Below are 17,369 nucleotides of genomic sequence, written 5' to 3'. Positions count from 1 at the left end.
GGATATGAATACGTTTAGTTTCAATAGATTTGGAAAGATGCTCCGTTGGGTGCTTAGCGTCAATCAGCGCCGAATGCTCTTTGCTATAGCAGCCTCCGTCGTGGGTGTGTTTATGGCTGAAATGATACTGCTGAGAATGGGTGATATTTACAGTCCTCTCACCATGCTGCACTATTACGGACAGATAGGTGCTGCCCTCTTTGCATTGGTGTCGCTCATCCTGGTCAGTACCATCGTGTCGGGTGTGAACGAGAAGCGCAAGCGTGAGGCTTTCCTCATGCTTCCGGCAAGCAATCTCGAGAAGTTCCTTGCCCTGATGACCTACACCTCTGTCATCTGTGTGCTGGGCGTCTTCCTGGCTTTCGTCTTGGGCGACAGTCTTCGCATGGTGTGGTTCTGGATCAGTGGACCCTACACAGAGGCGAAGGTTTCGTATATAGGCAATCCAACGGAATACTATTACTGGTGGTCGTCGGCCATCCCCGAGATGATGGATAATCTGACGCCTCATATACTGGAGGCTGATTCCTGCAACTGGTTCTATCTGGTGATGAATATCGTCGTGCTTGCTGCCATTGCCGTGTGGACACATTCACTTCTGATTATCGGAGGAACCTTGTTCCGCAAATATTCGTTCGTCATATCTTGTCTGGTGTTCATCTTGTTCTGGGTGATTTTTGGAAAGACGATGCAATATTTCGAACTCTCTATGTTTACATCTAATTGGGAAGATGGCAAATACGTGTCTGGCGAGGTTGGCATCCCGGCCTATATCCTCGCCGTCCTGCTTCCCCTGCTCGCTGTCTTCAACTATTGGGCTTCGTTCCATATCTTCAAGAACTTCCAACTGATAACCAACAAATGGACTAATTATGATATTCTCAAACGATAAAGCGATATACATCCAGATAGCGGACCGCCTCTGCGATGAGATCCTTGCCGACAAGTACAAGGACGACGACCGCATTCCCAGTGTCCGAGAGTATGCCGTACTGCTGGAGGTGAACACCAACACCGCCGTCAAGGCTTACGACGAACTGGCTCGCGCGAACATTATCTATAATAAGCGCGGCTTGGGCTACTTCGTATCACCAGGTGCTAAGGAGCAGATCCTCGACGAGCGCCGTCGTGACTTCATGGACAACAAGTTGCCGGAATTGTTTCGGCAAATGAAACTTTTAGGCATAAAAAAGGTGGAGATACGCAACCTTTTGGATCATTTTGACGTCTAACAGCTATATGATACACTTAAAAGACATTCACAAGACCTATCAAGGTGCCCAACCACTACACGTGCTGAAGGGCATCACCCTCGACATCGAGAGGGGCGAATTCGTCTCAATTATGGGTGCATCCGGTTCAGGCAAGTCGACACTTCTGAACATCCTGGGCATCCTCGACAACTACGACTCGGGGAGCTACGAGCTTGCCGGAACACCCATCTGGAACCTCAGCGAGACGAAGGCTGCCGAGTATCGTAACCGCATGATAGGCTTTATCTTCCAGTCGTTTAACTTGATTTCATTCAAGACTGCAGTAGAAAATGTTGAGTTGCCACTCTTCTATCAAGGGGTGTCGCGCAAGAAGCGGCACACCCTTGCTCTGGAATATCTGGAACGCTTAGGACTCCTGGATTGGGCAGAGCACTATCCCAACGAGCTCTCGGGTGGTCAGCGACAGCGTGTGGCTATAGCTCGCGCCCTGATTACCAAGCCTCAGATTATTCTGGCCGACGAACCTACGGGTGCCCTCGACTCGAAGACGTCCATCGAGGTGATGGAGCTGTTGAAGAAGTTGAATGCAGAGGAGAAAATAACCCAGATTATCGTGACCCACGATCCTAATGTCGGAGCCCAGACTAATCGTGTTATCCGCATCAAGGACGGACTGATAGAGCAGCCATGATTGAACTACTGAAGGAAATAGCACAGACGGCCAAACGCAATAAGTTGCGCACCGCGCTGACAGGCTTTGCTGTAGCATGGGGCATCTTCATGCTCGTCGTATTGCTGGGAGCTGGCAACGGACTGATCAATGCACAGTTGAATCAGTCGGAGCGTTTCCTCTCTAACTCGATGGTGGTCTTTGGTGGTCGCACGTCGAAAGCCTATCAGGGTTTGAAGGAAGGGCGACGCATCCGTCTGCAGACGCGTGACATTGAGACAACAGACCAGGAGTTCAGAGATAACATCGATGAAGTTGGAGCCTCCTACGACGTGTCGGCCACCATCGCCAACGGACAGGAGTATATGAGTACGCAGATTACGGGTGTTTATCCTAACCATACCAAGATTGACAAGATGGAGATGCTCCACGGACGATTCATCAACGACATAGACCAGAAGGAGAAACGCAAGGTGTTGGTGCTTAGTAATAAACAGGCCAAGGAACTGGCTCCCAAGGACTATAAGACGCTGTTGGGAAAGTATGTGAAGGTCAACAACTTCGCTTTCAAGGTGGTGGGCATCTACAAGGATGATGAGAATGGACAGTCGGAAGCCTTCTCTTCCTACTCTGCCATCAAGGGCATTTTTGGTGCCAATACAGATGATGCCGGTTCTATTGAGTTCACCTTCCACGGACTGACTTCCGAGAAGGCTAACGAGGACTTTGAGAAAGACTACCGACGCAGAATCAATGCCAACCACCAGGCACATCCTGAGGATGAACGGAGCGTGTGGCTCTGGAACCGCTACTCAGACAATCTGCAAATGCAGACGGGTATCGGCATTATCCGCACGGCTCTGTGGATTGTGGGCTTGTTCACCTTGCTGAGTGGTATCGTGGGTGTTTCGAACATCATGCTGATCACCGTCAAGGAGCGCACCCATGAGTTCGGCATCCGCAAAGCCATCGGTGCCAAGCCTTGGAGCATTCTGAAACTCATCATCGTTGAGAGTGTCATCATCACCACCTTCTTCGGCTATATCGGAATGGTGCTGGGTGTGATGGCTAACGAATATATGGATGCAACACTGGGTCACGACACCATCGATACTGGATTATTCAAGGCTACGATGTTTGTCAATCCTACCGTAGGAATAGATGTATGCATCGAAGCTACGATGGTGATGGTTGTTGCCGGTACGATAGCAGGACTGATTCCTGCCTTCAAAGCAAGTAGAATCCGCCCCATAGAGGCATTAAGAGCAGAGTAAGACTATGAGAATAGATTTAGATACTTATCGGGAAATCCTTGACACGCTGACGCGCAATAAGTCGCGTTCGTTGCTCACAGGCTTCGGCGTGTTCTGGGGTGTGTTCATGCTGGTGGCACTGATGGGTGGCGGACAGGGACTGAAGGAGATGCTGGAACGCAACTTCGAAGGCTTTGCCCAGAACACCGCCATGATATGGGCACAGCAGACCACTAAGCCTTATAAGGGATTCCGTAAAGGACGCTGGTGGGAGATGGACTATAAGGACATTGAACGATTGCGCCAGCGGGTTCCGGAATTAGATGAGATTGCCCCCGTGCTGTTTGGCGGATGGGGACGTTCTCATACGGCCTACTACGGTGACCTGTCGTCACAGCCGCGCATTCAGGGAGTTACTCCTGACTATGCGAATATCGTGTCGCCCAAGATGTATTATGGTCGCTATATCAACGATATGGACCTGAGTGAGCGCCGTAAGGTCTGTGTGTTGGGTAAGAAAATTTATAAGGACCTGTTTAAGGATGGTGGCGACCCCTGTGGCAAGCGTATCCGTATTGACTCTACCTATTACGAGGTGGTAGGTGTCGACTATAATGCTAGCGGAGGTATGAACTTCAACGGACGAGCCGAGGAGAAAGTAACCTTGCCATTGACACTTGTACAACAGACGCTTAATCGTGGTAATCAGGTTGATTTGATTGCTGTCACGGGACGTCCAGGTGTGGTGATGAGTAAGATTGCGCCAAGAATCCGTGAGACTATCGCCCGTGCACATTACCTCGACCCTACTGATGAACAGGGCGCAATGGTCTTTAATACTGAGGTGCTCTTCCAGATGTTGGATAATCTCTTCAAGGGAGTCAACTTCCTGATTTGGTTGGTCGGACTTGGAACCCTGCTTGCGGGTGCCATCGGTGTTTCCAACATCATGATGGTAACGGTGCGCGAGCGCACTACAGAGATAGGTATCCGCCGAGCCATTGGAGCCACTCCCAAGATGATACTTTCACAGATTATCTCGGAAAGTATTGTACTTACGCTGGTGGCAGGTATGAGTGGCATTCTCTTTGGTGTCTTGATCCTGCAGATGCTGGAACTTGCTAATACGGAAGATGGCATTCTTACGGCACATTTCCAGGTAGGTTTCTGGACGGCACTCTTTGCTGCCCTTATGGTGTCGGCAATGGGTGTGTTGGCAGGACTTGCTCCTGCGGCAAGGGCAATGAGCATCAAACCTGTAGATGCGATGCGTGATGAATAATAACAAAAAAACAAGATAATAATGAAAAAGTACAGAAAGTTGGTCATTGCAGTCATTATAGCATTGATCTTTATCGGAACATTCGTATTCCTTTGGCAGAAGTCACAACCCAAGGAGATTGTGTACAGTGAGTTTACACCAGCCATGAATGAGGTGAAGAAAACGACCATTATTACGGGTAAGATTGAACCTCGTAATGAGGTTAACATCAAGCCTCAGATTTCGGGCATCATCACCCAGCTGATGAAGGAACCAGGCCAATATGTGCAGCAAGGCGAGGTCATCGCCAAGGTAAAGGTGATTCCTGACATGGGACAACTCTCTTCCGCTGAGGCTCGTGTGCGACTGGCTGACATCAATCTGCAACAGGCTAAGGTTGACTTTGAACGCGAGAAGAACCTCTTCGACCAGAAACTAGTCTCGGCTGATGAGTACGATAAGGTGAAGAAGGCGTTGAATCAGGCTAAGGAGGAAGTGCTCGCTGCCCAGGATGCCTTGCAGGTGGTGCGCGACGGTGTCTCCAAGTCTAACGCTTCTGCCTCGTCAACACTTGTTCGTTCAACCATCAGCGGCGTCATCCTTGATATCCCCGTGAAGGTGGGTAACTCGGTGATTCTTTCCAATACGTTCAATGATGGTACCACCATTGCCTCGGTGGCTAACATGAATGACCTCATTTTCCGTGGTAACATTGACGAGACAGAGGTGGGCCAGCTGGTCAACGGGATGCCGATGAAGATCACCATAGGTGCTCTGCAGGATTTGAAGTTCGACGCCTTTCTCGAATATATCTCACCAAAGGCTACGGAGAGCAACGGTGCCAACCAGTTTGAGATCAAGGCTGCTGTTAAGGTGGCAAAAGAAGACAAGTTGCGTTCGGGCTATTCTGCCAATGCTGAGATTGTGCTGGATCAGGTTACCAAGGCGCTGACCATCCCCGAGAGTGCCATTGAGTTCTCTGGCGACTCTACTTTCGTGTATGTCGTCAAAGATGTCAAGGGTCAGAAGGAGTATGAGCGACGTCAGGTGGTAACAGGCTTGAGCGACGGTGTGAACATTGAAGTCAAGAAAGGGCTGACAGCCAAGGAAAAAGTGCGCGGTCCGGAAGTAGTAGCTGATAACAAGGAGGATTAACCTATGACGAAGAGTTTGTTTATCGCGTTGCTTGCTGCACTGTCGTTGCAGTCTGCACAGGCCCAGCAACCCTGGTCGCTCCGCCAGTGTACGGAATATGCCGTAGAACACAACATTGGTGTGAAGCAGAAAGTCAATGCGGAGCGTCAGCGTGAGGTGCAATTGTCTACAGCCAAGAACAGCCGGTTGCCTAATGCTACATTCCAGGCTAATGAGGCTTTTAACTTCGGTCGTGCTCAGACCATTGATGGTACTTACTCTAATCGTAATACCAACAATACGTCAATGAGCCTGGGTACCAATGTGCCCCTCTTTACGGGTTTTAATATCACCAATACCATCAAGTTGAACCAGTTGAACCTGGATGCTGCCGTTCAGGATTTGGAGAAGGCGCGCAATGACATCCGAATGCAGGTGGCAAAGGGCTATGTGCAGATTCTCTATGACATGGAGATTGCCGATGTGGCTCACCGTCAGGTCACCATTGACTCCATGCAGGTGGCTCGCTTGCAGGGACTCTATGAGAATGGAAAGGCTAGTCAGGCTGAATTGTCGCAACAGAAAGCCACACTGGCTAAGTCGCAGTTGACAGCAACACAGGCTGATAACACGCGTCAGCTCTCCTTGCTCACCCTGAGCCAGCTTCTGGAACTCCCGACGCCCGAAGGATTCTCGATTATCCGTCCTTCTTTGGATAATCTGGATGCGTTGGAGACCTCTCACCAGTTGGTGTCTCCTGAGCTGATATACCGTGAAGCGCTGACCTTCAAACCAGAGATATTGGCTGAGGAACTGCGCCTGCGTGGAACGGATCATAACATAAAGATTGCCCAGGCTGCCCTTTATCCGACATTGAACTTCAACGCGGGTTTGCAGTCTAACTACTTTAAGACCAATGGTGTCAACTCGGACGCCTTTTTTTCGCAATTGAAGAACAACTTTGCCCAGTATGTGGGGGTATCGCTGAACTACACCCTCTTTAACCGTTTGGCTACACGCAACAACATTCGCAGGGCCCGCATTGACCGTGAGACACAGCAGCTGACATTGAACAACGCGAAGAAGGTACTCTATAAGGAAATACAGCAGGCATATTACAGTGCCGTAGCTGCCCAGGCTAAGCACGAGAGCAGTAAGGTCGCAGCACAGAGCAGTAAGCAAGCCTTTGAGTTGATGCAGGCGAAATACGAGAATGGCAAAGCCACTATGGTGGAGTTTGACGATGCCAAGAACAAGTATCTGAAAGCGGAGAGTGACCTGGTTCAGTCGCGCTACGAATACCTGTACCAAACGGCCTTGCTCGAGTTCTATCGGGGGCGCGAGCTGACCTTCTGATACTGCCAATGATGACAACGACATTAATCATAGGACTACTCATTCCCCTCTTGGGAACCATGCTCGGAGCGGCATTCGTCTTTTTTATGAAGGACGACATGTCGCCCCGAGTGCAGAAAACGCTATTGGGCTTCGCTTCCGGTGTGATGGTTGCTGCATCGGTATGGTCACTGCTGATACCAGCGATGGAGATGGAGGCAGATAGTGGCAAATGGAGTGTCCTGCCTGCTGCCGTGGGGTTCCTGTTAGGCATGGGATTCCTGTTGGCACTCGACGACTTTACACCACACCTTCATGTGGGTTCAGATACTCCGGAAGGTCCTCGCTCCCGACTGTCGCGAACAGCGATGCTGGCATTGGCAGTCACTATCCACAACCTGCCAGAGGGAATGGCCGTCGGCGTAGTATTTGCAGGAGCAGAACAAGGTGCGACAGGACTGTCCGTAGCATCGGCAGTGGCTGTCTCGCTGGGTATTGCCATTCAGAACATTCCAGAGGGTGCTATTATCTCCATGCCCATGCGTGCAGAAGGCAACAGCAAGTGGCGATCGTTTTTGATTGGCAGTTTGAGCGGAGCTGTCGAGCCTATCGGAGCACTAGCCGTTCTACTACTCGCCTCAGTCTTGATGCCAGTCATGCCCTACATGCTTGCCTTTGCCGCAGGAGCCATGTTCTATGTGGTTGTTGAGGAACTGATACCCGAAGCTTCAGCGGGCAAGCACTCTAATCTCAGTACCATCGGTTTTGCTGTTGGTTTTGTGCTGATGATGGTACTCGATGTAGTGATGGGGTAACATGGCGCCGACATCATAAAAGCAACGAGATTACGGCTCGTCGCTCATGAGCCGTAATCTCGTCGTTAACGAGCCGTAACCTCGTTTTATTTGACAATTATCTTCTTGCCGTTATGGATGTAAAGCCCTCGTGCGGCAGGTTTTCCATTCAGCCTGCGTCCATCCAATGTGTACCAGATTCCATCTTGCTGACTGGAGGAGCGTATGGTCTCAATGCCAGAATACCCCCCAAGGAAAGATTTTAGTTCCTTGATAGCGGAGAGCGGATAACCCGACCTTGGCCAGAATAGGGCACCATTCCAATAGCCGCTGGTAAAATCTTTGCTCCAATCCTCTGTGCCGGTTTTGTTGATGATGCCGTTAAGATTGTATTCTGGATACCACCAGAAGAGTCCTGTCACTCGCTCATGGGTATTGAGTGTTTCGATGAGCGCCTTTGTGAATTTCTGCTGTCCTGTATCCGTGAGCGGATATGTTGATGTGAAGTTGTATTTGGCTCCTGCCAATTGGTACTCGAATCCATATCCTGTCTCGACAATCATGATTTGTTTGCCTGTATAGGTTGTTTCCAACTGGGTTAGCAGTGTGTTGAAGACAGTCAGCGAGTTATGAAAATCAGGGTAGTAACTAAGGCCGATGATGTCATACTGAACAGTAGCATTAGCCATCTTGGCATAGAAGGTCTTCACCATATCGTAGTTGTGCAGCTCTGTATGAAGTACGGTTTTTGCCTGTGGACATATCTCATTACAGGCTTTAATGCCTTCCTTGATAAGGTTGACAAGAATATCCCATGACTCGCTGCTGTTGCTGATTTTACCGGTGGGAAACAGCATTCCATCGGTAATTTCGTTGCCCACTTGTATGAAGTCGGGTGTAGCACCGGCTTTGATCATTTCTTGTAGGCAGTTCTTGGTATAATCATAAACCTTGGTTGCCATCTGGTCTGCTGTGAGGTTCTTCCATGCTGCTGGTGTGCCATGCTGTCCGGGGTGTGTCCATGTATCGCTGTAGTGGAAGTCAAGCATGAGCGAGAGACCGGCATCCTTGATACTTTTTCCTAGTGCTTTGACGTATTCTAAGTCCTGAATCGCTCCTTCTTTCTTTTCGGTATCCGTCGCATTTGCCGGATCTACGAATAGTCGGACGCGTTGTGCGTTCCATCCCTGTTGCTTGAAAAACGTTAGTGGTTCAACAGGTTGGTCGTCATAGTCCTTGTAGATGGCACCCTCATCTATGAATTTCTTTAGCATGGAGATATCACCGCCCACATATTTCTGTGCGGTAATGGTTAGTGACAAGATGCAGCATAGTGTTAGGAGTAGTGTTTTTTTCATATCAGTCAGTAGTCGTTTTGGGTTTGTTATTTCTTATGGCGGTTAGCCCGTTGCTCACGGTATTTGGCTTTCTGTCGGGCAGAGCCGCTACCGTGAGCACCGGTTATGTATTTCTTCTTCTTGGCCTTCGTCTTCACCTTGTCTTCTGAAGGGCGAGGACCTCCGCCACGTCCGAAGGAGATTCCATTCACTAGGATATCTTCGAAATCGCTTTCCTTACTCATAGTTTAATGATGGAAAAGACGTACACCTGTGAAGGTCATTGCGATACCATATTTGTCGCAGGTCATGATGACATGGTCGTCACGCACACTGCCGCCAGCCTGGGCAATGAATTCTACGCCGCTCTTGTGGGCGCGCTCAATGTTGTCGCCGAAGGGGAAGAAGGCATCAGAGCCTAAAGCTACCTTCGTATTCTTGGCAATCCACGCTTTCTTCTCTTCCAGTGTCAGCACTTCTGGCTGGCGGGTGAAGAACTGCTGCCAAGCACCATCGCGCAGCACGTCGTCGTGCTCGTCTTCAGAGATATATACATCGATGGTGTTATCGCGGTCAGCACGACGGATACCCTCCTTGAAGGGTAGGGCCATCACCTTCGGATGCTGGCGCAGCCACCAGATGTCGGCCTTATTGCCAGCCAGACGGGTACAGTGGATACGACTCTGTTGTCCGGCACCGATGCCGATAGCCTGTCCGTCCTTCACATAGCAGACGGAGTTAGACTGTGTATATTTCAGCGTAATCAGGGCGATGATCAGGTCGCGCTTGGCTTCAGCGGTAAAGGTCTTATTCCGTGTGGGGATATTTTCAAACAGGGTGGGATCGTCCAGCTTGATTTCGTTGCGGCCTTGCTCAAAAGTAATTCCGAACACCTGCTTGCGCTCAACGGGCTCAGGCTTGTATGCCGGGTCAATTTTAATGACGTTGTAGGTACCCTTGCGCTTGTCTTTCAGAATCTCGATGGCTTCAGCCGTAAAGTCTGGGGCAATCACACCGTCGCTCACCTCGCGCTTCAGCAGTTGAGCGGTGGTGGCGTCACACGTATCGGAGAGTGCTACAAAATCACCGTAGCTTGACATACGGTCGGCACCACGCGCACGGGCATAGGCACATGCTATCGGACTCTCATCCAGACCTTTTACGTCGTCAACGAAATAAATCTTCTTCAGCGTGTCGCTCAGGGGAAGTCCAACAGCAGCTCCGGCAGGACTGACATGCTTGAACGAAGCTGCAGCGGGCAGACCGGTAGCCTCTTTTAATTCCTTTACCAATTGCCAAGCATTGAAGGCATCCAGGAAATTGATGTAGCCAGGACGTCCGTTAATCACTTCGATGGGGAGCTCTCCCTCCTGCATGAAGATGCGGGAAGGCTTCTGGTTCGGATTGCATCCGTACTTGAGTTGTAGTTCTTTCATTATATAAATAGGTAAGTTTTTTATTCTGCGTGCAAAGTTACAAAAAATTATTCGTAACTTTGCACCGTTATGGAGAAAAAAAGACAGGCATTACGCAAACTGTTGGAGGCCGTTGAGCATGAGTTGCTGAAGAGACCGAATAAAAAAACATTGGACCGACTGTCGCTGTTGGCAGGTTTTCAGGACTGGGATTCTTTTCAGGAAACACTGCATGGCGACTTAGGCGGCGAGACCATCTACGGCGGTCATCATCAGAATAAAAAAGAGACACCCAACAAATGAGTGTCTCTTTTTATGCTGTGCAGGTTGCAGGGATTAGTCTGCCTTGACAGCAGAACGCTTCTCCTTAATACGTGCAGCCTTACCGGTGAGCTTGCGCAGATAGTAAAGCTTAGCGCGACGAACCTTACCAACCTTGTTCACTTCGATGCTCTCAATGTTAGGAGACTCCAGCGGGAAGATACGCTCTACACCTACGGTTCCTGACATCTTACGAACAGTGAAGCGCTTCTTCTCCTGATGGCCGCTAATCTTGATGACTACGCCACGGAAGAGCTGGATACGCTCCTTTGAACCCTCGATAATTTTGTAAGCGACAGTTACAGTGTCACCAGCCTTGAAACTGGGGTGCTGCTTGCCGGTTGCAAATGCTTCTTCAGCAACTTTAATTAAATCCATTTTTTCTTTAAACGTTTAAAATTGTTGTTATCGTTCCAACGCAACATAACAGGCAACTCGTAACTTCCTGCCAGCGATTACGCCGAAAGCGGGTGCAAAGGTACGAATAATATTTGGAGAATCCAAATTTTTTTTGTATTTTTGCACGCAAAACCTAGTATATTCATGAATAGAAAGACTATTTTCTTCGCGCTGGTGTCGTTCTTGATACTGGCATCGTGTAAGTCACATTATGAGGTGGCTTCCGTTCAGCGCAGCCGGATATTGGTAGATGCTCGCTATGATGCAACCCCCGACGCTGAGGCTGCCAAGTTCCTGGAACCTTATAAGCATGTTGTTGACAGTGTGATGGGACCCATCGTAGGGCGATCAGCACGCAACATGACGACACAGCGCCCAGAAGGTACGCTCCCCAACCTGCTTGCCGACATTCTGGTACGGGCAGGTAAAAACTACCAGGAGAAACCAGACTTTGGCGTTTATAATATGGGAGGTGTCAGGGCTGACTTGCCTAAGGGCAATGTGACCTATGGTGATGTCCTTGATGTTGCACCGTTTGAGAATAAGATAGCTTTCGCCACGATGCGAGGCGATGTCGTGTTGGAGTTGTTCCGCCAGATGGCCGCTGTCGGCGGTGAGGGTGTTAGCCATGAGGTGCGTTTGGTGATTACCAAGGATGGTCAACTGGTGAGTGCGACATTATCCGGTAAACCTGTCGATCCGCAAAAGGATTATCGTGTAGCCACCATTGACTATCTGTTGGGCGGCAATGATAAGATGGAGGCGTTTAAGAAAGGTCGCGACATCAATGCCCCCAAGGATAACAATAACAACGCCCGCTTTGTCATCATGGACTATTTCCGTGAGATGGCCAAAGACGGTAAGGTGGTAGACTCCCAGATAGAGGGAAGAGTGATAGTGAAGTAAGATGTATGATGTAAGATGTAAGAAGTATGAAAAAGTACCTATTTATTATATTGTTGGCTCTGGTATCGCTCAGCGGTCTGGCGAAGAAACACAAGCAGTTGGTCATCTTGCATACCAATGATACCCATTCAACCATCCTTCCTGTCAATCCGCAACTGGTTGACACCATGAAGGCGGGTAGAGGAGGTTTCCTGAGGCGCATTGCCATGTTGAAGGAAGAGCGCAGTAAGCACCCTGACTTACTCTACTTCGACAGCGGAGACTTCTTTCAGGGTTCGGCCTATTTCACGATGTTTAAAGGCGATGTCGAGATAGGGCTGATGAACATGATGGGTATTGACGCATCCACCATCGGTAATCATGAGTTTGACTTCGGATTGGATATTATGGCTGAAAAGTTCAAGAAAGCCACTTTCCCCATCCTTTGCAGTAACTATGACTTCACGGGAACGGTGATGGAGGGCGTCTGCAAGCCCTGGATAGTCATCAAGCGTAACGGACTGAAGATTGGCGTTTTTGCCGTATGTCCGAAACTGGCTGGGCTCGTCAGCGACAAGAACTGTGTGGGGGTGAAATACCTTAATCCAGCCAAAGTGGCATTGGAAACAGCCACGATGCTCAAGGAGCAGCAGAAGTGTGATTATGTCATCTGTATCTCTCACCTCGGATGGAACAGCTATCAAGAGGAGGACGACCAGTATGTCATCAGCAGGTCACGGAATATTGACCTTGTATTGGGAGGACATACACATACCTATATGACACAGTTGGAGTATTGGAAGAACATGGACGGCAAGCCCATCCCTGTCGATCAGAACGGTAAGCATGCCATCTTTGTTGGCAAGATGATTGTCGACTTCAAATAAGGCTTATTCAAAATAGAAGGTAAGAACCACCATTTTTGATTGCGCGCTGCTGACGCTGCCGGCATAGGCCCGGAGGTTGGCATCGCGCAATTCATTTACGTGATTCTTGTCGAGAACACTACCCAGTCCGAAACAGAACTTCAGTTCGGGAATCAGTTTGAAGAAAGGCAGGTAGAAGTCACATCCCAGTCCCACTTCCAACATGGTGTTGTATCGCTTGAGGCTCACCATCTCCTGATCGTTGCTTGTCAGGTTAATCGTCGGATTGATACCCGCCATGATATAAGGCCTGTAGTTGTTCCATCGTGGAGCAGAGAACTTGATGTCCAGTGGCAATGATACATAGGTGCTTTTAAGGTCCTGCGTCTGTTGCAGAGGGCGCCCTTGAGCATCCAGCTGCTTCATGTTGCTAAACGTCAGGTGCTTGGCACCGAAATGCATGGTAGGTGTGAAGCGCAGTGCGAAATGGTTGCTCAGCCGAAAGTCGGCCAGGACGCCCACCGAGAATCCTGGATTCCACTTGTCGGCATCACATAGAATATACTGTTCTGTGACGTTTCCGTCAGCATCCGTCATGATGTATGGTCCCACGTTCTCCAGTTCGAGATCCTGCAGGTGAGTACCTACCAGGATACCGAAGTGCATCGGGCGTAGGTCAATATAGGGTTTGTTCTGCACACGGCGGTCGCTCTGGGCAGAAATTGTCAGGGCCATCAGCCCTGTCAGAAATAGGATAAATCGTCGTTTCATCTGTATCATCATAACGCTGGAAAGGCGCGATTTATTATTTCGACTAAGTATAAATTGCGGCAAAAATGCAAAAAACTCTACCAAAAATTAGGTATATATGAAAAATAATCCCTATCTTTGCATCACAATTTTTAAGTATTAACTAATTAAACGAATAAAATTATGGCATACGTAATTGGTGACGACTGCATCGCATGCGGTACATGTATCGACGAGTGTCCCGCCGGAGCAATCTCTGAGGGTGACAAGTATTCAATCAACCCCGATGTTTGCACTGAGTGCGGCACATGCGCTGACGTTTGTCCGTCAGAGGCTATCAGCCTTCCTTAAGGAATACGCTGAATTATGTGGTTAAAAACGAATGGGCTTCCGTTGAGGAAGCCCATTTTCTTTATCCTATAGTGATGGATGCTTACTTGGCATCCATCACTTGTTTTGCAATCTGATTCTCAGGATCGATGACCAGCATCTTAGCTGCATAGTCCTTGGCGGTAGCCTTGTCATCCTTCTGGATGAAGTAGTAAGAGATCAGATAGTGGTAGCTCTCCTTCAGACGAGCCTTCTCGGTAGCGTCCAGTTCGGTCTTCGGACCAATCAGCTCGACGAGCTTCTCGTAGTAAGGCTTAGCCAGACCCTTTGACTGGTCGGGGTCCATTTGACCATTCACGCGGGCACGCATGAAGGTAGCATACTCCATAGCGTTCTCGTACTTCTGTGCGAGGTCGGCGTAGGTCTCGTCAGCCATCTTGAAGGCTTCTGCCTGTGCATTATCCTTCAGTGTGGCACCATGCTGCATGTGAAGACTTGCAAGGGCTGCAAGGTCGTTAGCTGTCGGCTTTTCCATGCTAGCCAGGTAGTCCTTGTAGTGCTTGATGGCATTGGGGAAGTCCTCCATATCACGGTAAGCGTCAGAGAGCTGCTTAACGACACCGGCACGCTTAGCTTTGTTGTCCATATCCTCCTGCTTCAGAGCCTTCTCGTACATCTCGATGGCTTTCTGAGGCTGCTTGGCACCAATCAGGGCATTGCCATAATAGGTGTAGTCGTAGTAAGAGAACTTGGCTGAGTCAGACTTGTTGAACAAGGCGTCAGCATACATGAGTGCGTCGTCGTACTTCTTCAGCTCAGTGCTGTTGAAGAAGGCGAGACGGTTGAAGGCTGCGTGACGAGGATTCTTGGAGAGACCGAACTTAGCCACTTCAAGAGCCTTGTCGTACTTCTGCTTGAAGAAGGCAGACATCGCATAGTCGCTGAGGTCGCGCTCTTCCATCTTGTTCTTGTCGGCCTTGTCGTAGGCAGCAAGCGCCTTGTCGAACTCGTTAGACATGTAATAGATACGTCCGGCCAGAGCATCAACGGCAATGTCGGGACGCTGCTGGCGCAGCTCGTTCAGCTTGGCAACAGCTCCGCTGGGGCTGATCTTACGGTAGACGTTAGCATACTTGTAGTAGGCATCCGGATTCTTCGGATCTACATAGATGGCCTGCTCATACTGGGCAGCAGCACCGCCACCGTTGTCTGAGATAGCCTCGATGTCACCCAGCAGGATGAAGGCAGCAGCACATTTGTTCTTGCTGGCCTGCAGGGCGTAGTTGGCGTAAGTCTTGGCGTTCGCAGTATCCTTGGCTGCCATGAACTCGCGACCGAAAGCTACCAGATTCTCGGCATTCTTCTTGTTCTCCTTGTAATAAGGCTTCATCTGCTTGTCGAGATCTGCGGGTTTGCTACTGATGATTTTCTTTACGGCATCGATGTCGGCCTTTGTGCCGTCCTGTGCCATTGCTGCTGAGCTGAAACCTGTCAGCAATGCAGCGGTGAATAGATATTTGATTGCTTTCATAATTCTTTTTTTTTATGTTTGACTTTGTATGATGTTCTTTGTCTTATGACGTACGAAACAATAAAAAGTTTCTGATTTTATTCTTTATTCACATATACCGGTCTGACGTTGGTGGCTGCCTGGATGGGTAGCAGGCCAGACTTCTGTATGATAAGCTGTCCTTTGGGCAGCCGGCAGAAATGTGCAAAGTTGGAAGGCAGTCCGCTTCGGGGCTCGTTGAGCAGCGCATAGATGGTTCGTATCAGCGGATAGTTGCCGTTGTATAGGTAGTACTGGTAGGGGCGCCAGCTGTTGTATGCTGTGGCGCTATCCAGTTTGCTGACCTTCATGACTGTTATATTCTTCTTAAAGGTGACATTGGTGGTGTCACGGCTGTCGTTGAGCCAGTTGGAACCGATGATGCCCAGCGAGTTCTCATGTCGCTCCACATAATCGATAACGGCAGCACTGGTCTTGACGGCTCCGATGTTGGGTGCTGCAAACTCTTTTCCTCCCAGGAGTGAGTCGACGCACCAACGTACGGTGCTGGACAAAGGGTTGTCGAAGACGACATCGATATTGCCCAGTTTTGATGTAGGGTAGAGTTGTTTCCATTGCGAGACCTCTCCCTTGAGGATGCGCTTGAAGTCCTTGACGGTGATACACGTGTCGGGATTGGCGTTGTTGACGATGATAGCCAGTCCGTCGTATGCGATGGCGATGGTTCTCGGCAGGTATTTACGGTCCTTGAGGTTTTGGCGCTCCTTCTCGGTAAAGTCGCGCGTAGTGAATGCCAGCCAGGTCTTCAGGTTCATCAGTTCCTTGACGGCATCCTGCTCGTTGGTGTACTTGGCTTCAAGGGTGTCAAGTATGCTGTTGTAGCGGAAGACGTCGAGGGCTTCGTTGAGGATGGGGCTGAAACTTTCGTCGGCTACGAAATATCTGGCAGCTTTCTGATAGTCCTGCTCCGCTTTTGTATTTTTAGGCTTGTTCCCACAAGCGAGGAACAAGCCTAAAATAAGAGTTAATCCAATAATATTATTGAATACGTTTCTATTCATGTTATTGCAGTCTGAAGGTTACAGGCACGGTGTACTTTACGCGTACGGCCGAACCGTTCTGCTTACCAGGAATCCACTTCGGCATGCTCTTGACCACGCGCATGGCTTCCTTGTCGAGTGACGGGTCAACGGACTTGATGACGCGAACGTCGGTAATTGAACCGTCCTTCTCAACGACGAAGGTACATACTACACGGCCTTGAACACCGTTCTCCTCAGCAACAACAGGATACTTGATGTTGCTGCTCAAGAACTGCATCAGTGCGCTAGGACCACCGGGGAATGAAGGCATCTGCTCAACAACGTCGAACACCTTGGTCTCTTCTTCCTTCGGGGGTTCCGGCTGTGCGATAACTTCCTTAGCCTTCAGCACTTCACCTGCAGCCTCGTCGTTACCTTTCACGTCGAATGCACCGATAGCGGTGTTGGTCTTGTTCAGTTCTTCCTGAGACTTCAGCTCCTCTTCGGGCTTCACCTCGCTATCCTTCTTGATAACGGGAGGAACGAACTTTACAGAACTCTTAACCTTTTCTACTTCAACTTTCTCAATTTTCGGTTCTTCTTTCTTCTCAACCTTAGCTTCCTTCTTCTCAGCCAGCTTTGCCAGCTCCACATCGGCCTCGATGGCAACGTCCTGTTTCATGGCGTTCTCCACGACACCTTTGATGGCTACGAAGGCAGCGATTGCAATACCGATAGCCAGCATGATAAGCATTGCCTTAACATTGCGGGAACCGGTGCTCTTGCGCAGTTGATATGCACCGTAATTCTGGTTCTTTCCTTCAAACACGAGGTCGACCCAGCTATTATCTATAAGATCTATTTTTGCCATAG

General features: G+C 49.5%; 20 protein-coding genes. 12 read left to right on the top strand and 8 right to left on the bottom strand.

What is annotated here, in order from left to right:
- Window positions 1-4 precede the first annotated feature (4 nt).
- Genes BLU47_RS06365 through BLU47_RS06330 form a run of 8 tightly spaced genes read left to right on the top strand, consistent with a single transcriptional unit; the run spans window position 5 to window position 7,682 of the window.
- Window positions 5-892, top strand: coding sequence for a hypothetical protein (locus BLU47_RS06365; protein ID WP_143025491.1), 888 nt, complete (start codon window positions 5-7; stop codon window positions 890-892).
- Window positions 873-1,232, top strand: coding sequence for a GntR family transcriptional regulator (locus BLU47_RS06360; protein WP_091960003.1), 360 nt, complete (start codon window positions 873-875; stop codon window positions 1,230-1,232). The genes BLU47_RS06365 and BLU47_RS06360 overlap by 20 nt, the downstream gene beginning before the upstream one ends.
- Before the next feature lie 7 nt (window positions 1,233-1,239).
- The gene (locus BLU47_RS06355; RefSeq protein ID WP_091960000.1) at window positions 1,240-1,905 is read left to right on the top strand and encodes an ABC transporter ATP-binding protein; all 666 of its coding nucleotides are present in this window, start codon (window positions 1,240-1,242) and stop codon (window positions 1,903-1,905) included.
- On the top strand, window positions 1,902-3,158 hold the full coding sequence (locus tag BLU47_RS06350; protein WP_091959997.1) for an ABC transporter permease: 1,257 nt from the start codon (window positions 1,902-1,904) through the stop codon (window positions 3,156-3,158). The genes BLU47_RS06355 and BLU47_RS06350 overlap by 4 nt, the downstream gene beginning before the upstream one ends.
- A 4-nt stretch (window positions 3,159-3,162) precedes the next feature.
- Entirely contained in the window at window positions 3,163-4,419 is a 1,257-nt protein-coding gene (locus tag BLU47_RS06345; RefSeq protein WP_091959994.1) for an ABC transporter permease, read from the top strand.
- 21 nt (window positions 4,420-4,440) lie between these two features.
- Entirely contained in the window at window positions 4,441-5,553 is a 1,113-nt protein-coding gene (locus tag BLU47_RS06340) for an efflux RND transporter periplasmic adaptor subunit (RefSeq protein WP_091959992.1), read from the top strand.
- A 3-nt stretch (window positions 5,554-5,556) separates the two neighbouring features.
- The gene (locus tag BLU47_RS06335; RefSeq protein WP_091959989.1) at window positions 5,557-6,888 is read left to right on the top strand and encodes a TolC family protein; all 1,332 of its coding nucleotides are present in this window, start codon (window positions 5,557-5,559) and stop codon (window positions 6,886-6,888) included.
- Between the two features lie 11 nt (window positions 6,889-6,899).
- The gene (locus BLU47_RS06330) at window positions 6,900-7,682 is read left to right on the top strand and encodes a ZIP family metal transporter (RefSeq protein WP_176780480.1); all 783 of its coding nucleotides are present in this window, start codon (window positions 6,900-6,902) and stop codon (window positions 7,680-7,682) included.
- 86 nt (window positions 7,683-7,768) lie between these two features.
- Here BLU47_RS06330 and BLU47_RS06325 read toward each other — a convergent pair whose 3' ends face one another.
- From BLU47_RS06325 to BLU47_RS06315, 3 genes are read right to left on the bottom strand one after another with little or no spacing between them, the layout of a single operon-like run.
- Window positions 7,769-9,019, bottom strand: a complete 1,251-nt coding sequence (locus BLU47_RS06325; RefSeq protein WP_091959983.1) for a glycosyl hydrolase 53 family protein — start codon at window positions 9,017-9,019, stop codon at window positions 7,769-7,771.
- Between the two features lie 26 nt (window positions 9,020-9,045).
- On the bottom strand, window positions 9,046-9,243 hold the full coding sequence (locus BLU47_RS06320; protein ID WP_091959980.1) for a hypothetical protein: 198 nt from the start codon (window positions 9,241-9,243) through the stop codon (window positions 9,046-9,048).
- 3 nt (window positions 9,244-9,246) lie between these two features.
- Complete coding sequence (locus BLU47_RS06315; protein WP_255402108.1) at window positions 9,247-10,437, bottom strand: phosphoribosylaminoimidazolecarboxamide formyltransferase; 1,191 nt, start codon at window positions 10,435-10,437, stop codon at window positions 9,247-9,249.
- Window positions 10,438-10,503: 66 nt separating this feature from the next.
- Here BLU47_RS06315 and BLU47_RS06310 point away from each other — a divergent pair, with 66 nt between their 5' ends.
- A complete protein-coding gene (locus BLU47_RS06310; protein WP_091959975.1) occupies window positions 10,504-10,716 on the top strand; it encodes a hypothetical protein in 213 nt (70 codons plus the stop codon).
- A gap of 33 nt (window positions 10,717-10,749) precedes the next feature.
- Here BLU47_RS06310 and rplS read toward each other — a convergent pair whose 3' ends face one another.
- Window positions 10,750-11,112: a 50S ribosomal protein L19 gene (rplS, locus tag BLU47_RS06305; protein WP_091959973.1), complete on the bottom strand. Its 363-nt coding sequence runs from the start codon at window positions 11,110-11,112 to the stop codon at window positions 10,750-10,752.
- Between the two features lie 165 nt (window positions 11,113-11,277).
- Between rplS and BLU47_RS06300 the strand changes: the two genes are divergently transcribed.
- Window positions 11,278-12,039 (top strand): 5'-nucleotidase C-terminal domain-containing protein, encoded by a 762-nt coding sequence (locus tag BLU47_RS06300; RefSeq protein ID WP_091959970.1) that lies wholly within the window; start codon window positions 11,278-11,280, stop codon window positions 12,037-12,039.
- 26 nt (window positions 12,040-12,065) lie between these two features.
- The gene (locus BLU47_RS06295; protein WP_091959967.1) at window positions 12,066-12,905 is read left to right on the top strand and encodes a bifunctional metallophosphatase/5'-nucleotidase; all 840 of its coding nucleotides are present in this window, start codon (window positions 12,066-12,068) and stop codon (window positions 12,903-12,905) included.
- A gap of 3 nt (window positions 12,906-12,908) precedes the next feature.
- Here the strand turns inward: BLU47_RS06295 and BLU47_RS06290 are convergent, their stop codons facing one another.
- Window positions 12,909-13,655, bottom strand: a complete 747-nt coding sequence (locus BLU47_RS06290) for a type IX secretion/gliding motility protein PorT/SprT (protein ID WP_091960182.1) — start codon at window positions 13,653-13,655, stop codon at window positions 12,909-12,911.
- A gap of 162 nt (window positions 13,656-13,817) precedes the next feature.
- Here BLU47_RS06290 and BLU47_RS06285 point away from each other — a divergent pair, with 162 nt between their 5' ends.
- Window positions 13,818-13,985 carry a 4Fe-4S binding protein gene (locus tag BLU47_RS06285; RefSeq protein WP_091959966.1) on the top strand — a complete coding sequence of 56 codons (168 nt, stop codon included), beginning with the start codon at window positions 13,818-13,820 and terminating at the stop codon, window positions 13,983-13,985.
- Between the two features lie 82 nt (window positions 13,986-14,067).
- On the opposite strand, the gene BLU47_RS06280 is transcribed toward BLU47_RS06285, so the two are convergent.
- From BLU47_RS06280 to BLU47_RS06270, 3 genes are all read right to left on the bottom strand, one after another.
- Window positions 14,068-15,495, bottom strand: a complete 1,428-nt coding sequence (locus BLU47_RS06280; protein WP_091959963.1) for a tetratricopeptide repeat protein — start codon at window positions 15,493-15,495, stop codon at window positions 14,068-14,070.
- 77 nt (window positions 15,496-15,572) lie between these two features.
- On the bottom strand, window positions 15,573-16,535 hold the full coding sequence (locus BLU47_RS06275) for a PstS family phosphate ABC transporter substrate-binding protein (protein WP_091959962.1): 963 nt from the start codon (window positions 16,533-16,535) through the stop codon (window positions 15,573-15,575).
- A 1-nt stretch (window position 16,536) separates the two neighbouring features.
- Window positions 16,537-17,367 carry an energy transducer TonB gene (locus BLU47_RS06270; RefSeq protein WP_091959960.1) on the bottom strand — a complete coding sequence of 277 codons (831 nt, stop codon included), beginning with the start codon at window positions 17,365-17,367 and terminating at the stop codon, window positions 16,537-16,539.
- Between the last annotated feature and the right edge of the window lie 2 nt (window positions 17,368-17,369).

This window comes from Prevotella sp. tc2-28 (assembly GCF_900107705.1).
In the GTDB taxonomy this organism is placed as follows: Bacteria; Bacteroidota; Bacteroidia; order Bacteroidales; family Bacteroidaceae; genus Prevotella.
The sequence above is the reverse complement of the archived record's forward strand: the minus strand, read 5'-3'. Positions and strand labels throughout refer to the sequence as shown.

What these genes read in the sequence shown, in the direction of transcription:
- rplS (WP_091959973.1), bottom strand. Translation starts at nt 11,112, where the DNA reads ATGGATTTAATTAAAGTTGCTGAAGAAGCATTTGCAACCGGCAAGCAG.
- BLU47_RS06280 (WP_091959963.1), bottom strand. Translation starts at nt 15,495, where the DNA reads ATGAAAGCAATCAAATATCTATTCACCGCTGCATTGCTGACAGGTTTC.
- BLU47_RS06295 (WP_091959967.1), top strand. Translation starts at nt 12,066, where the DNA reads ATGAAAAAGTACCTATTTATTATATTGTTGGCTCTGGTATCGCTCAGC.
- BLU47_RS06355 (WP_091960000.1), top strand. Translation starts at nt 1,240, where the DNA reads ATGATACACTTAAAAGACATTCACAAGACCTATCAAGGTGCCCAACCA.
- BLU47_RS06300 (WP_091959970.1), top strand. Translation starts at nt 11,278, where the DNA reads ATGAATAGAAAGACTATTTTCTTCGCGCTGGTGTCGTTCTTGATACTG.
- BLU47_RS06325 (WP_091959983.1), bottom strand. Translation starts at nt 9,019, where the DNA reads ATGAAAAAAACACTACTCCTAACACTATGCTGCATCTTGTCACTAACC.
- BLU47_RS06275 (WP_091959962.1), bottom strand. Translation starts at nt 16,535, where the DNA reads ATGAATAGAAACGTATTCAATAATATTATTGGATTAACTCTTATTTTA.
- BLU47_RS06340 (WP_091959992.1), top strand. Translation starts at nt 4,441, where the DNA reads ATGAAAAAGTACAGAAAGTTGGTCATTGCAGTCATTATAGCATTGATC.
- BLU47_RS06270 (WP_091959960.1), bottom strand. Translation starts at nt 17,367, where the DNA reads ATGGCAAAAATAGATCTTATAGATAATAGCTGGGTCGACCTCGTGTTT.
- BLU47_RS06350 (WP_091959997.1), top strand. Translation starts at nt 1,902, where the DNA reads ATGATTGAACTACTGAAGGAAATAGCACAGACGGCCAAACGCAATAAG.
- BLU47_RS06345 (WP_091959994.1), top strand. Translation starts at nt 3,163, where the DNA reads ATGAGAATAGATTTAGATACTTATCGGGAAATCCTTGACACGCTGACG.
- BLU47_RS06335 (WP_091959989.1), top strand. Translation starts at nt 5,557, where the DNA reads ATGACGAAGAGTTTGTTTATCGCGTTGCTTGCTGCACTGTCGTTGCAG.
- BLU47_RS06290 (WP_091960182.1), bottom strand. Translation starts at nt 13,655, where the DNA reads ATGAAACGACGATTTATCCTATTTCTGACAGGGCTGATGGCCCTGACA.
- BLU47_RS06360 (WP_091960003.1), top strand. Translation starts at nt 873, where the DNA reads ATGATATTCTCAAACGATAAAGCGATATACATCCAGATAGCGGACCGC.
- BLU47_RS06320 (WP_091959980.1), bottom strand. Translation starts at nt 9,243, where the DNA reads ATGAGTAAGGAAAGCGATTTCGAAGATATCCTAGTGAATGGAATCTCC.
- BLU47_RS06285 (WP_091959966.1), top strand. Translation starts at nt 13,818, where the DNA reads ATGGCATACGTAATTGGTGACGACTGCATCGCATGCGGTACATGTATC.
- BLU47_RS06365 (WP_143025491.1), top strand. Translation starts at nt 5, where the DNA reads ATGAATACGTTTAGTTTCAATAGATTTGGAAAGATGCTCCGTTGGGTG.
- BLU47_RS06310 (WP_091959975.1), top strand. Translation starts at nt 10,504, where the DNA reads ATGGAGAAAAAAAGACAGGCATTACGCAAACTGTTGGAGGCCGTTGAG.
- BLU47_RS06330 (WP_176780480.1), top strand. Translation starts at nt 6,900, where the DNA reads ATGACAACGACATTAATCATAGGACTACTCATTCCCCTCTTGGGAACC.